The sequence below is a fragment of the Nocardioides sp. YIM 152315 genome (assembly GCF_029210375.1).
Classification (GTDB): domain Bacteria; phylum Actinomycetota; class Actinomycetes; order Propionibacteriales; family Nocardioidaceae; genus Nocardioides.
Window position 1 is genome coordinate 1 of record NZ_JARGER010000042.1, and the last position, 12,765, is coordinate 12,765.

A 12,765-nucleotide genomic window follows, 5' to 3' on the forward strand; every position below is an offset into this window, starting at 1 on the left:
GGCAGCACGCGAGGCAGCACGCGAGGCAGCACGCGAGGCAGCACGCGAGGCAGCACGTGCGGGCGGGCATACGCGCCCGACCCCGGGGTACCGCATCCACGAATCCGATCTGGGAGGTGCCGTGATGCCGGGCAAGTCGTCGAACGTGAAGAACGAGAAGCAGTACGAGGCGCTCAAGGACAAGGGCATGTCGAAGGAGCGGGCCGCGAAGATCGCGAACGCGAAGGACTCCTCCAAGCACGGCGGCCAGCAGTCCGGCAAGGGCGGCAACAGCAAGCAGGGCGGCACGACCGCTCAGAAGAAGGAGGCCGGTCGCAAGGGCGGCAAGGCGAGCCACTGAGCTCGTCGGCCCGTGTCGTGACCGGCGACCTGGCGGCGCAGCTGCTGCGGCGCGGCTATCTGGCGCTCCCGCACGAGCACCGACAGCACGGCGGCGCGGACGTCTTCGGCTCATCGGTCCTGGGCCGCCGCGCCGTCGTCGTCCGCGGCCGCGAGGGCGCGCGGCTCTTCTACGACACAAGCGTCGTCGAGCGTGCCGGCGCGATCCCGGCGCCGCTGGCGAACCTGCTCTTCGGCCGCGGAGCGGTGCACGGGACCGATGGCGCGACACACGCGTCGCGCAAGCGGATGTTCCTCGACCTCCTCGACGAGGACCGCGTGGCAGACCTGGCGACGACCATCGGCCGCGACCTCGAGCGGCGGGCCGCCGGCTGGTCCGGCCGCGAGGTCGTCGTCTTCGACGAGCTCGTCGAGGTGTACGGCGCGGCCGTGCAGGCGTGGGCCGGCATCATCGCGGGACCCGCGCAGACGCGCCGCACCAGCCGGCGCCTCGCCGCGGTCGTCGACGGCTTCGGCGGCGCGGGCGCGGCCTACCCCAAGGCGTGGCTGGCCCGGTGGTGGATCGACCGTCGCGCCCGCCGGCTGGTCGCGCAGGCGCGCAGCGGCTGGCCCGAGGCCCGCCCCGGCAGCGTGGTGGCCGAGCTCGCGACCGGCCCCGGAGCCGGCCTCGACGCCCGGCTCGCCGGCGTGGAGCTGGTCAACATCCTGCGCCCCACCGTCGCCGTGGCGTGGGCTGGCACGTTCCTCGCCCGGGACCTCCATGCGTACCCCCAGTGGCGGGCGCTGCTGGACGACCCGGAGCATCGGGTGGAGTTCGGCCACGAGGTACGTCGTACCTGCCCCTTCGTCCCGGCGCTCGCCGGCCGGGCCGTGCGTCGGGCGCAGATCGCCGACACGACCGTCGAGCCCGGCGACCTGATCGTCCTGGACGTGCCGGGGACCAACCGGGACCCGGACCACTGGGCCGAGGCGGAGCGCTTCCTGCCGGAGCGCTTCGCCGGCGTCATGCCCGACCCGTTCGCGTTCGTCCCGCAGGGCGGCGGCGACCCGACGACCGGGCACCGCTGTCCCGGCGAGACCCTCACCGTGCGCATCCTCTCCGAGACGGCGCGGGTGCTCGCGGGCGTCGACTACGAGCCGGTCACCGACACGGCGCACGACCCGACCCGGATCCCCACGCTGCCGGCGCGCGGCCTGCCGGTGCGGGTGTCGTAGGGCCATCCGGGTGTGACCGGGAGCCGGGTGGTTACCGGTCCGCATGGACCCCAGGAAGCTCGCCAAGGACACGTTCGACCGGATCGTCGCCGGTCTGGGGACACAGGAGCCGTCGATCCCGGGGGCGCCCGGCTCGGAGCCGCCCACCGTCGAGGAGCCGACCGAGCCCCGGGAACCGCTGCCGCCCAAGTCCGACCAGGCCGCGCCCGACGCACGCACGGCGACCGGTGCGGAGACCGGAGCGGCCCCGGGCTCGCGGAGCCAGCACGACGCCTGGCTCACGACGTCGCAGGGCGCCCGCGTGCGGGACACCGATCACTCCCTGAAGGCGGGGGAGCGCGGCCCGACCCTGCTGCAGGACCACCACCTGCGCGAGAAGATCACCCACTTCGACCACGAGCGGATCCCGGAGCGCGTCGTGCACGCGCGCGGGGCCGGCGCCCACGGCGTGTTCGTCGGCTACGGGACCGCCGACACGGTGACCCGCGCGGCGTTCCTCGAGGCCGGCAAGGAGACGCCGGTGTTCGTGCGGTTCTCGACCGTGCTGGGGTCGCGCGGCTCGGCCGACACGGTGCGCGACACCCGCGGCTTCGCGACGAAGTTCTACACCGACGAAGGCACCTTCGACCTGGTCGGCAACAACATGCCGGTCTTCTTCATCCAGGACGGCATCAAGTTCCCCGACATCATCCACGCGGGCAAGCCGCACCCCGACCGGGAGATCCCGCAGGCGCAGAGCGCCCACGACACCTTCTGGGACTTCGTGTCGCTGCACACCGAGGCGCAGCACCACACGATGTGGAACATGTCCGACCGCGGCATCCCGCGGTCGTTCCGGATGATGGAGGGCTTCGGCGTCCACACGTTCCGGTGCGTCAACGACGCCGGCGAGACGGCGCTGGTCAAGTTCCACTGGAAGCCCCGCCTCGGCGTGCACTCCCTGACCTGGGAGGAGGCCCAGCTGATCGGCGGCATGGACCCCGACTTCCACCGGCGCGACCTCGCCGACGCGATCGAGGCGGGCGCCTACCCGGCCTGGGAGCTCGGGATGCAGGTGCTGCCCGACGAGCCCGACCAGATGTTCGGCGGGATCGACCTGCTCGACCCGACGAAGATCGTCCCCGAGGAGATGGCCGCGGTGCAGCCGGTGGGCCTGATGGTGCTGACCGGCAACCCGACGAACTTCTTCGCGGAGACCGAGCAGGTCGCCTTCCACGTCGGCAACCTGGTGCCCGGCGTCGAGGTGACCGACGACCCGCTGCTGCAGACGCGGCTCTTCTCGTACGTCGACACGCAGCTGACCCGGCTCGGTGGCCCGAACTTCTCGCAGATCCCGATCAACCGGCCGCACGCGCCCGTCAACGACATGCTGCGCGACGGGTTCCACCAGCACGCCGTGCACGCGGGCGCCGCGCCGTACCGGCCGAACTCGCTCGACGGCGGCTGCCCGTTCGTGGTCGACGGAGACGCGCGGGCGCTCGAGGACCTCGCCGTCCGGGTGGCCGAGAGCGTCAAGGTGCGCGCCAACCCCGCGTCGTTCGACGACCACTTCAGCCAGGTGCGGCAGTTCTGGCTGAGCATGACGCCCGTGGAGCAGGAGCACATCATCCGGGCGTACACGTTCGAGCTCGGCAAGTGCTACGTGCAGGCGATCAAGGAGCGCCAGCTGCAGTGCCTGGCCAACATCGACGCCCGGCTCTGCTCCGAGGTCGCGACCGGACTCGGCCTGCCGGCTCCCGAGCCGACCGTCGAGCCGGCCGACGTCGAGCCCAGCCCGGCCCTGTCCCAGGTCGGCCAGGAGTGGCCGCCGGACGGACGGATGGTCGGCATCGTCGTCGATCCCGACGGCGACCTGTCCGGCGTCGACGCGGTGCGCACCGCGATCTTCGATGCGGGCATGGTGCCGCTCGTGATCGCCCCGCACGGCGGCGTCGTCGGCGACGGCATCGCCGCGCAGCGCACGTTCGCCACCGGCCGGTCGGTGGAGCTCGACGCCGTGCTGGTCGCCGGTGCTCCCGTGCCGGCACCGGACGCGCTGCCGCTCCGCGACGCCAAGGCCGGCGCGGCCGACACCCCCAACGTCGACCCGCGGGTGGTCCTCCTGCTCGAGGAGTGCTTCCGCCACGCGAAGGTCATCGGTGCGTGGGGCGACGGCGTCACGGTGCTGGAGGCCGCGGGCTGCACCGGCGCGCCGGGGATCGTGCGCGGCGCCGACGGCGCCGACGTCCTCGCCCGGGTGCAGGAGCAGATGGCTCGGCACCGTGTCTGGGACCGGTTCACCGCTTCGTAGCCCGCGGACCGATCAGCTCGGGTCGATGAACGGGTGCGGGTTGCCCACCGGGCGGGCGGCCGAGTTCAGCCAGGTCCGGAAGCCGGTGGCGTCGCGAGCCTCGAGCTCGTCGAGGTAGGACTGGCGGGCGTTCACGATCGCGAGGCGCTCGGCCGGGCTCTGCGCGCGCTGCAGGGCGACATAGCTCTCCGACCAGGCCGCGCACAGCCGGGTGTCGTCGAGCGCCTCGACCGCGCTCTTGTGGAGGGGCGGGCGCACGGCGCGCGCGACCCGGCCGACGGCGTACGGCGAGGTCGCGCCGACCAGTGCCAGCGCGGCCAGGGCGGCCGGCCCGGTCGACCAGAGCGCCGCCACCGCCATCGCGGCCACGACACCGCCAGCCGCGCAGTCGACGGGCGCCCAGCCCGCGACGAGCGCCAGGCAGACCGCGGTCGCCAGGGCGGCGAAGCAGAGCGCGACGGGTGCCGCCACGAGCAGGCCGAGGAAGACCGGGACGGCGCCGACCAGCAGCCAGGTCACCGCCCAGATCCAGCGGTAGAGCTCCACGTCGTAGGAGGTACCCGATACGCAGCACCTCAGCGTCGGCGCGCGACGCCTTCCCGCAGCCGGATCAGCTCGACGCGGCCACATCGTGGCGGGCCGACGAGATCTGCGCTGCGGTCGCCGTGTCCGGGTCGGTCCAGACCCTCACCCGGCATCCGAGGCTCTCGGCGCCCCGACAGGCATCGCGGATGGCGACCGCGACCTCGGACGGGACGGACGGCATCCGGGTGAGATCGACGATGAGCCCGCTGCCGGGATCGGCGAAGGCCTCGATGGCGTCCGCGAGCCCGGGGGCGTCCTCGGGCCAGCAGAAGCTCTCGACGACGAGTCGCCGCTCCCGCGCGTTGTACGAGACCGATGCCATGGCGCTCTCCTCACCGGCGCATCCGCCCCTGGCCCCTTGCTCGACCCGGGTTGGTCTGGGGGTACCCCGTGGGGGCACCCGCCATGCTTCCCGTCATGCCTCCGGCCGTCGCGTCGCCGGGTGGACGGGAGGGGATCCACCCTGCATGATTTCCCCACCGGTCCACCCACGTCCCGAGAGTCACTCCTTGCACATGCGTCCCGTCGGCCTGCGCAGGGTGCTGCTGACCTCGCTCGCCGTCGTGCTGCTACTCGCGCTCGTGCCGTCTGCGAACGCCGCCGGGCACCGGGTGGAGTGGCCCCGGAAGTACACCAAGGCGCACCCGATCCGGGTCATGTACGTCGGAGACTCGATGACCCACGGGCACCCCGGCTCGGCGACCTACCGCTACTGGATGTGGCGAGAGTTCCGGCAGCAGCGCGTGCCCGCCCGGTTCGTCGGGCCCCGCACCGACCTGCGGTCGACCTACCCCCACCGCGACCTCGCGCCCGGTGAGTACAACTACGAGCACACCGACCACGGATTCGCCCACCAGGAGGCCCACGCGGCGCAGGGCGGCTCGCGGTTCGCCTACCACCTGCCGCGGATCGCCGGGGAGGTGCGCACCTACCGCCCCGACGTCGTCGTGCTCGAGCTCGGCTTCAACGACGCCACCACGCGCGGCGCGTGGCGCATCGCCCGTGACACCGCGACCCTGCTGAAGCGGATCTGGTCGGTCGAGCCCGACACCCGCGTGATCGTGGGCGAGATCCCGAGCTCCGGCCGCGAGCAGGGCGTGAACATCAAGGCGAGCCGCAAGAACGCGCGGACGGCGTACGCCAACGAGGTGATCGCCCGCAAGATCGGCCGCGACCGGCGGGTGGCGATCGCCCACCTCCGCACCAGTGCCGCGCACCCGTGGGACCCGCAGCTCTACACCTTCGACAACGTGCATCCGAACCCGACGGGGGAGACGCTCTTCGCCGAGAGCTTCTCGCTGGCGTTCGCCGAGCTCGGGGTCTTCCGCCGGCCGGTGCACGTCTTCCACCAGGAGGACTGGACGCCGCAGTTCTCCACCGAGGTCTCCGGTGGCACCGGCCTGGCGGTCGCGAACCTGCTGCGCGTGCGGCAGCTGACCTACGCCACCAAGGCGAAGGTCCGCGTCTGGACCGCTCCCGCGGGCGGCACGCTCGTCAAGGAGTCCCGCTGGAGCAAGGACGACTACCTCGCCGTCCGCCTCGACCCCGGCACCTACTGGATCGAGCCGATCGCGGCCCGTCGCGAGCTCGTCAGTGCGCCCGGCACGCGCGCCGCGGTCGTCGTGTCCTGAGCTCCCCGGACCCGCCACCGGCTGCGTGCGGTGCTGGACCGGTTCGCGGCGAGCCGCTAGCCAGCAGCAAATCGATTGGCTAACGTTCCCGCCCATGGAGAACTCCCGCACTCGTCAGGCCCTGGTCGTCCGCGGGGGATGGGAGGGACACGGCCCGGTCGAGGCGACCGAGCGGTTCATCCCGTTCCTCAAGGAGCACGGCTTCGCGATCGAGGTCCACGACGGCCCCGAGGTCTATGCCGACGCCGACAAGCTGGCCGCCACCGACCTCGTCGTGCAGTGCTACACCCAGGGCGTCGCGACCGACGAGCAGGTGCTCGGTCTGTCGGCGGCGGTGGCCGACGGCACCGGTCTCGCGGGCTGGCACGGCGGGGTGTGCGACTCCTACCGCGGCTCGCCCGACTACCTCCACCTGACCGGCGGCCAGTGGGCCGCGCACCCGGGCGGGTTCGTCGAGTACGACGTGGTCGTGCTGCCCGAGAAGGCGGATCACGAGCTGGTGGCCGGCCTCAACCCGAGGTGGACGCTCGACACCGAGCAGTACTGGGTGCTCACCGACGCGCTCAACGAGGTCTACGCCACCACGACGTTCGAGCCGGGCGACGGCACGCCGTGGCGTGAGACCGTCACCTGCCCCGCGGTGTGGACCCGCCGCTGGGGACGGGGCAAGGTCTTCGTCTCGACGATCGGCCACAAGCTCGAGGACCTCGACCACCCCGACGTGCGGACGCTGACCGAGCGAGGTCTGCTGTGGGCGAGCCGCTGAGGATCATCCTCGACACCGACCTGGCGATGGGCGCGCCGGACGCCGACATCGACGACGGGTTCGCGCTCGCGCTGGCACTCGCGGACCCCGGCATCGTGGTCGACCTCGTGACCACCGTCGGCGGCAACAGCGACGTGGTCACCTCGACCCGACTGACCCGAGACCTGGTCGAGGTGCTCGGGCGCCCCGAGGTCCCGGTCGTGCAGGGAGCGGCCGCCGACGAGGGCGCCGCGCGGGAGATCGTCCGGCGGGTGCGCGCCGAGCCGGGCGAGCTGACCGTGGTCGCGATCGGGCCGCTCACCAACGTCGCCCGGGCGCTGCAGCTCGACCCCGACGTCGCCCGCGACGTCCGCGAGATCGTCGTCATGGGCGGGGTCTACCTCGAGCAGACCAACGTCGCGGCGATGCCCGGTGAGTACAACTTCTGGTGCGACCCGGGTGCCGCCCAGGCCGTGATGGAGAGCGGCGCACCGCTGCGGCTGGTCGGGCTCGACGTCACTCGACAGGTCAGGCTGACGCGTGCGGACGCCGACGCGATCGCCGAAGGCGGTCGGTTCGGCCGCATCGCCGGGTCGGCGACCCACGGCTGGATCGACTTCCAGGAGCGGGCGAAGCCGCGGGAGGAGCTCGAGCAGGGCAGCTGCGCGTTGCACGACCCCCTCGCCGTCGCGGTCGTCACGCGTCCGGACCTGGTCACCTGGACCGAGGCGCACGTCGCCGTCGAGACCGAGGGCCGATTCACCCGGGGAGTCGCGGTGGCCGACCTGCTGATGTGGCAGGACCCGCCGACGCCGAACTGCCGGATCGCCACGGCGGTGGACGCCGCGGCGTTCCGCGAGCTCTTCCTCGAGCGGATGGCGAGCCTGCCGTGACCCGTCAGGTCGACGTGGTCGTCGTCGGCTCGGTCAACCGCGACTACGTCTGCCGCGTCGACGACCTGCCGACCTCCGGGCAGACCGTGCTCGGCGGCCAGGCGTCGGTCGGCTCCGGCGGCAAGGGCGGCAACCAGGCCGTGGCCGCGAGCCTGCTCGGCGCGCGGACCGCGATCGTCGCGCGGGTCGGTCGGGACGACGATGGTCGGGCTGTCGCCAAGGACCTGGCGGAGGCCTGGGTCGACACGACCGAGATGGTGGCGACCGGCACCCGCACCGGTCTCGCGTTCGTCATGGTCGACGAGCGAGGCGAGAACTCCATCGTCGTGGCTCCCGGCGCCAACGACCTCCTGGAGGCCCGCACCACGGCGCGCGCGGTGCGCTCGATGCTCGCGCCGTCCGGCGTCGTCGTCACCCAGGCCGAGATCCCCGAGCCGGCGTTCGACGCCGCAGTCCGCGCGGCCGGGGACGTGGGGGCACGGGCGGTCGTCAACCTCGCGCCCTACCGGCCGATCGCCGCGGACCTGCTGGCGCTCTGCGATCCGCTGGTCGTCAACGAGTCGGAGGCCAGCGGTCTGCTCGGGCGGCAGGTCCGAGGTGTCGACCAGGCGCGCGACGCCGTCGCCGAGCTCGCCGGCAGATGCAGATCGGTGATCGTGACCGTCGGCGCGGCCGGTGCCGTCGTCGGCCGGCGAGCCGAGATCGACGTCGTCGCGGCCGAGGCGGTCGCGGTGGTTGACACGACCGGCGCGGGCGATGCCTTCACCGGGGCGCTCGCGGCGGCACTCGGCGCGGGCTGCGAGCTCGTCGAGGCGGCGCGGATCGGCGTACGCGCGGGCACGTACGCCGTGTGCCGACCGGGCGCGCAGGCGTCGTTCCCGCGGGCGGCGGAGATCGGCGTACCGCCGCTCTACCGACGTGGCTGACCGGCATTGACCCGAGGCCGCGCAGCGCTTAGCGTTCACGCACCAAACCGATTTGCACGGGAGGTGCGCATGGGCGTGACGGCGACGGACGAGGGCGGCGAGACCCTGGGCGTGGCGATGATCGGCTACGCCTTCATGGGCGCGGCGCACTCGCAGGCCTGGCGCAACGCGCACCGGTTCTTCGACCTGCCGGTGCGACCGGCGGCCAACGTGCTCTGCGGGCGCACCGCGTCGGCGGCGCGGGAGGCCGCGGCCAGGCTGGGCTGGGCCGCGTGGACGACCGACTGGCGCGACGTGCTCGACCGCGACGACGTCCAGGTCGTCGACATCTGCACGCCCGGCGACTCCCACGCCGAGATCGCGGTGGCCGCGCTCGAGGCGGGCAAGCACGTGCTCTGCGAGAAGCCGCTCGCCAACACGGTCGCGGAGGCCGAGCAGATGGTCGCCGCGGCCGACGCCGCGCGCGCCCGCGGCGTGCAGTCGATGGTCGGCTTCAACTACCGCCGTACGCCGGCGCTGGCGCACGCCCGGCGGCTGATCGAGCAGGGTGCGGTCGGCACGATCCGCCACATCCGGGCGCAGTACCTCCAGGACTGGATCGTCGATCCCGAGTTCCCGCTCGTGTGGCGGCTCCAGAAGGACAAGGCCGGCTCGGGTGCGCTCGGTGACATCGGCGCGCACATCGTCGACCTCTCCCAGTTCCTGACCGGCCAGCGGCTGACCGAGGTGGCCGGCCACCTGGCGCGCTTCGTCGAGCGGCGCCCGCTTCCGGAGGCGTCGTCCGGGCCGAGCGCCAGCGGGGGAGCCCAGACGGGCGAGGTCACGGTCGACGACGCGGCCGTCTTCTTCGGCCGCACCGACGGCGGGGCGCTGGCGACGTACGAGGCGACCCGCTTCGCGACCGGCCGCAAGAACGCGATGCGCGTCGAGGTCAACGGCTCAGCGGGCAGCCTGGCGTTCGACTTCGAGGCGATGAACGAGCTGCACGTCTACGACGGCAGCGCGGCCGACGCCGGATTCCGACGGATCCTCGTCACCGAGCCCGACCACCCGTACGCCGCCGCGTGGTGGCCGCCCGGGCACGGGCTCGGCTACGAGCACACGTTCGTCCACGAGATCGCCGACTTCGTCCGCGACGTGGCCGGCGGCGCGCCACCCAGCCCGTCGTTCGCCGACGGCCTCCAGGTGCAACGCGTGCTCGACGCCGTCGAGCGGTCCTCGGCCGACAACGCCGCCTGGGCCAAGGTCTGACCTCCCCGAACCGAACTGCACCACGAGAGGCAACACGTTGAGCAAGCTGCGCGTCGGAGTGATCGGCCTGGGCGAGGTAGCCCAGGTCATCCACCTGCCGATCATCGAGTCCCTCCCCGACCACTACGAGCTCGCGGCGATCTGCGACATCTCCCCGGGCCTGCTGAAGCGCCTCGGGGACCGCTACCGGGTGGAGCACCGCCACACCGACGCTCGCGAGATGATCGCGGCCGGCGGGCTCGACTGCGTCTTCGTGCTCAACAGCGACGAGTACCACGCGGAGTGCACGATCGCCGCCCTGGACGCCCGGCTCGACGTCCTCGTCGAGAAGCCGATGTGCCTGAGCCCCCGCGAGGCGGCGGAGATCATCGCCGCCCGCAACCGGTCGGGGAAGACCGTCATGGTCGCCTACATGCGCCGCTTCGCCCCGGCGTTCAACGAGGCGGTCGCGAGGCTGCCCGAGCTCGGCGAGGTCCGCTACGCCCGCGTGCACGACGTCATCGGCGAGAACCGGTTGATCGTCGACCAGACGTCGTACGTCGACCGGCCCGACGACATCCCGCAGGAGCTCGTCGACGAGAAGTGGGCGCGCCGGTCGGCGCTCGTCCGTGAGGCGCTCGGCGAGGTGCCGCAGGAGCTGGAGTGGACCTACGGCCTGCTGTGCGGGCTCGGCAGCCACGACCTGTCGGCCATGCGCGAGCTCCTCGGGCGCCCCCGGGAGGTCTCCGCGGCGAAGATGTGGCGCAACGGCGGGTACGTCGTCGCCCTGCTCGACTACGGCGACTTCGTCGTCACCTACGAGACCGGCGTCGACGCCCAGCTGCGCTACGACACCTACATCGAGGTCTACGGCGAGAGCGGCACGATGAAGGTCCAGTACGACACGCCGTACGTGCGGCACTTCCCGACCACGCTCCACCTGGAGCTCACGAACGGCGACGCCTACGAGCGCTCGGTGGTCCGGCCGCACCTGAAGGACCCCTACACCTACGAGCTCGAGTACTTCCACGAGATCGTGACGAACGGGGGCACCCCGAAGACCGGCCCGGAGGACTACGTGCAGGACATGGAGCTCTTCGTCGACATCATCCGGGCGATCGAGGCGTCCTCCTGAAGATAAGTCGAACGCGGCCGAGGATAGGCGTCGTCGCGCGGGCCGCGGGTCCGTAGCGTCGCTGACACCGCACCACCGAACGAGAGGCGAGACCGTGCTGAGCGAGCAGGACATCGACCACTTCCGCACCAACGGCTACCTCCTGCCGGGCCGGCAGCTCTTCTCCGAGGAGAAGCTGGCCCGGCTGGAGCAGATCTTCAACGAACACCTCGCCGACAAGGGCGACAAGCTCTCCGACGAGCTCGACACCCCGCACTACCGCGACGACCGGCTGCTGGAGTTCCTCATGTCCGACGAGGTCCTCGACACCGTCCAGCCGCTGATCGGCCCGAACATCGCGCTCTGGTCGAGCCACTTCATCTCCAAGGACCCGTTCACCGGCCGGGCCACGCCGTGGCACGAGGACAGTGCCTTCTGGGAGGGGCGGTTCGACAGCTACGACCACATCGTCACGATCTGGCTCGCCCTCGAGGACGGCTCGTTCCAGGAGAACGGCTGCATGCGGGTGATCCCCGGCACCCACCTCGACGGTGGCTTCTCGGACAACTACGAGCCGACCGACATGACGGAGCAGACCTTCCACGCGGGCCTCGCGGGCGTCGACGAGGACCGGGCCGTCTACTTCGAGCTGAAGCGGGGCGAGTTCTCCATGCACGACGGCCGGATCGTCCACGGCGCCAAGGCCAACACCAGCGCGGTCCGGCGCACCGGCTACACGATGCGCTACTTCCCGTCCTCGGTGAGGATGCAGGACGTGCCGCAGAACGAAGGCTGGAAGATCTGGCTCGCTCGCGGCGAGGACCTGGCCGGCAACTCCTACGCGAACGTCCCGGCGAACGCGTGAGGTCCCGCCCGTGAAGCTGGGACTGCTCACCGCCTGCCTGCCCGGCGAGTCCCTCGAGGACATCGCCGGCTGGGCGGGGGCCCACGGGTACACCGCGCTGGAGGTCGCGGCCTGGCCGGACCGGCCGGGCCGCGACTGGGAGGCCAGCCACCTGGACGTCGAGTCGTTCGGGCCGGCTGATGCCGACAGGGTCAGGTCGATCCTCGACCGCAACGGCCTGACCCTGTCGGCGGTCGCGTACTACGAGAACAACCTCCACGAGGACCTCGCCGTGCGCGAGGCGACGCACGAGCACCTGCGCCGGTGCATCGACGCCGCGCAGCTCCTTGGCGTCGGCCTGGTCGGCACGTTCGTCGGTCGCGACATCTCGCTGACCGTCGCCGAGAACCTCCGGCTCGCCGACAAGGTGCTGCCGCCGCTGGTCGAGTACGCCGCGGCCCGCGACGTACGACTCGTCATCGAGAACTGCCCGATGGAGGGGTGGCACCCCGACGGCTACCCGGCCAACCTCGCCTACTCGCCGGAGCTGTGGCGCTGGATGACCGACCTCGGGCTCTGGCTCAACTACGACCCGTCCCACCTGGTCTGGCTGGGCATCGATCCGGTCGTCGCGCTCGAGGCCTTCGCCGATCGGGTCCTGCACGTGCAGGCCAAGGACGTCGAGGTCCACGCCGAGCACCGCAACCACTACGGCGTCTTCGGCCGCGTCGTTGACAGGCAGCCGTGGGCGAGCGGCTGGTGGCGCTACCGGATCCCGGGGCTGGGGGAGGTCGACTGGCGACGCGTCGTCGACACGCTCTTCCAGTCCGGGTATGACGGCGTGGTCTCGGTCGAGCACGAGGACCCGGTGTGGAGCGGCGACCCCGAGCGCGTCTACCGGGGCCTCGCCATCGCCGAGCGCACTCTTGCGCCGCACGTCAACGTCTGATCCG

At 72.3% G+C, this 12,765-nt stretch carries 13 protein-coding genes; 11 read left to right on the forward strand and 2 right to left on the reverse strand.

Features of this window, described 5'->3' with window-relative positions:
• The 3 genes from PZ894_RS17635 to PZ894_RS17645 form a co-directional block, all read left to right on the forward strand.
• Positions 1-340, forward strand: a 340-nt coding sequence (locus PZ894_RS17635) for a hypothetical protein (RefSeq protein WP_275746805.1), incomplete at its 5' end; no start/stop codon positions are given.
• A gap of 17 nt (positions 341-357) precedes the next feature.
• Positions 358-1,554, forward strand: coding sequence for a cytochrome P450 (locus PZ894_RS17640; protein ID WP_275746807.1), 1,197 nt, complete (start codon positions 358-360; stop codon positions 1,552-1,554).
• Between the two features lie 43 nt (positions 1,555-1,597).
• Positions 1,598-3,844 carry a catalase gene (locus tag PZ894_RS17645; protein ID WP_275746809.1) on the forward strand — a complete coding sequence of 749 codons (2,247 nt, stop codon included), beginning with the start codon at positions 1,598-1,600 and terminating at the stop codon, positions 3,842-3,844.
• A 12-nt stretch (positions 3,845-3,856) separates the two neighbouring features.
• On the opposite strand, the gene PZ894_RS17650 is transcribed toward PZ894_RS17645, so the two are convergent.
• Both PZ894_RS17650 and PZ894_RS17655 read right to left on the reverse strand, forming a co-directional pair.
• Positions 3,857-4,390 (reverse strand): hypothetical protein, encoded by a 534-nt coding sequence (locus PZ894_RS17650; RefSeq protein WP_275746811.1) that lies wholly within the window; start codon positions 4,388-4,390, stop codon positions 3,857-3,859.
• 64 nt (positions 4,391-4,454) lie between these two features.
• Complete coding sequence (locus PZ894_RS17655; protein WP_275746813.1) at positions 4,455-4,751, reverse strand: hypothetical protein; 297 nt, start codon at positions 4,749-4,751, stop codon at positions 4,455-4,457.
• A gap of 193 nt (positions 4,752-4,944) precedes the next feature.
• Here PZ894_RS17655 and PZ894_RS17660 point away from each other — a divergent pair, with 193 nt between their 5' ends.
• The 8 genes from PZ894_RS17660 (at position 4,945) to PZ894_RS17695 (ending at position 12,761) form a co-directional block, all read left to right on the forward strand.
• Positions 4,945-6,060: a GDSL-type esterase/lipase family protein gene (locus PZ894_RS17660; RefSeq protein WP_275747176.1), complete on the forward strand. Its 1,116-nt coding sequence runs from the start codon at positions 4,945-4,947 to the stop codon at positions 6,058-6,060.
• 94 nt (positions 6,061-6,154) lie between these two features.
• Positions 6,155-6,826: a ThuA domain-containing protein gene (locus PZ894_RS17665; RefSeq protein ID WP_275746814.1), complete on the forward strand. Its 672-nt coding sequence runs from the start codon at positions 6,155-6,157 to the stop codon at positions 6,824-6,826.
• Complete coding sequence (locus PZ894_RS17670) at positions 6,811-7,698, forward strand: nucleoside hydrolase (protein WP_275746815.1); 888 nt, start codon at positions 6,811-6,813, stop codon at positions 7,696-7,698. The genes PZ894_RS17665 and PZ894_RS17670 overlap by 16 nt, the downstream gene beginning before the upstream one ends.
• Positions 7,695-8,624 carry a ribokinase gene (locus PZ894_RS17675; protein ID WP_275746816.1) on the forward strand — a complete coding sequence of 310 codons (930 nt, stop codon included), beginning with the start codon at positions 7,695-7,697 and terminating at the stop codon, positions 8,622-8,624. Before PZ894_RS17670 ends, PZ894_RS17675 begins: the two co-directional genes overlap by 4 nt.
• Before the next feature lie 75 nt (positions 8,625-8,699).
• Positions 8,700-9,875, forward strand: coding sequence for a Gfo/Idh/MocA family oxidoreductase (locus PZ894_RS17680; RefSeq protein ID WP_275746817.1), 1,176 nt, complete (start codon positions 8,700-8,702; stop codon positions 9,873-9,875).
• Positions 9,876-9,912: 37 nt separating this feature from the next.
• Positions 9,913-10,989: a Gfo/Idh/MocA family oxidoreductase gene (locus PZ894_RS17685; RefSeq protein WP_275746820.1), complete on the forward strand. Its 1,077-nt coding sequence runs from the start codon at positions 9,913-9,915 to the stop codon at positions 10,987-10,989.
• Between the two features lie 94 nt (positions 10,990-11,083).
• Positions 11,084-11,833 (forward strand): phytanoyl-CoA dioxygenase family protein, encoded by a 750-nt coding sequence (locus tag PZ894_RS17690; RefSeq protein ID WP_275746821.1) that lies wholly within the window; start codon positions 11,084-11,086, stop codon positions 11,831-11,833.
• 10 nt (positions 11,834-11,843) lie between these two features.
• The gene (locus PZ894_RS17695) at positions 11,844-12,761 is read left to right on the forward strand and encodes a sugar phosphate isomerase/epimerase (protein ID WP_275746823.1); all 918 of its coding nucleotides are present in this window, start codon (positions 11,844-11,846) and stop codon (positions 12,759-12,761) included.
• The last annotated feature ends 4 nt before the right edge of the window (positions 12,762-12,765 follow it).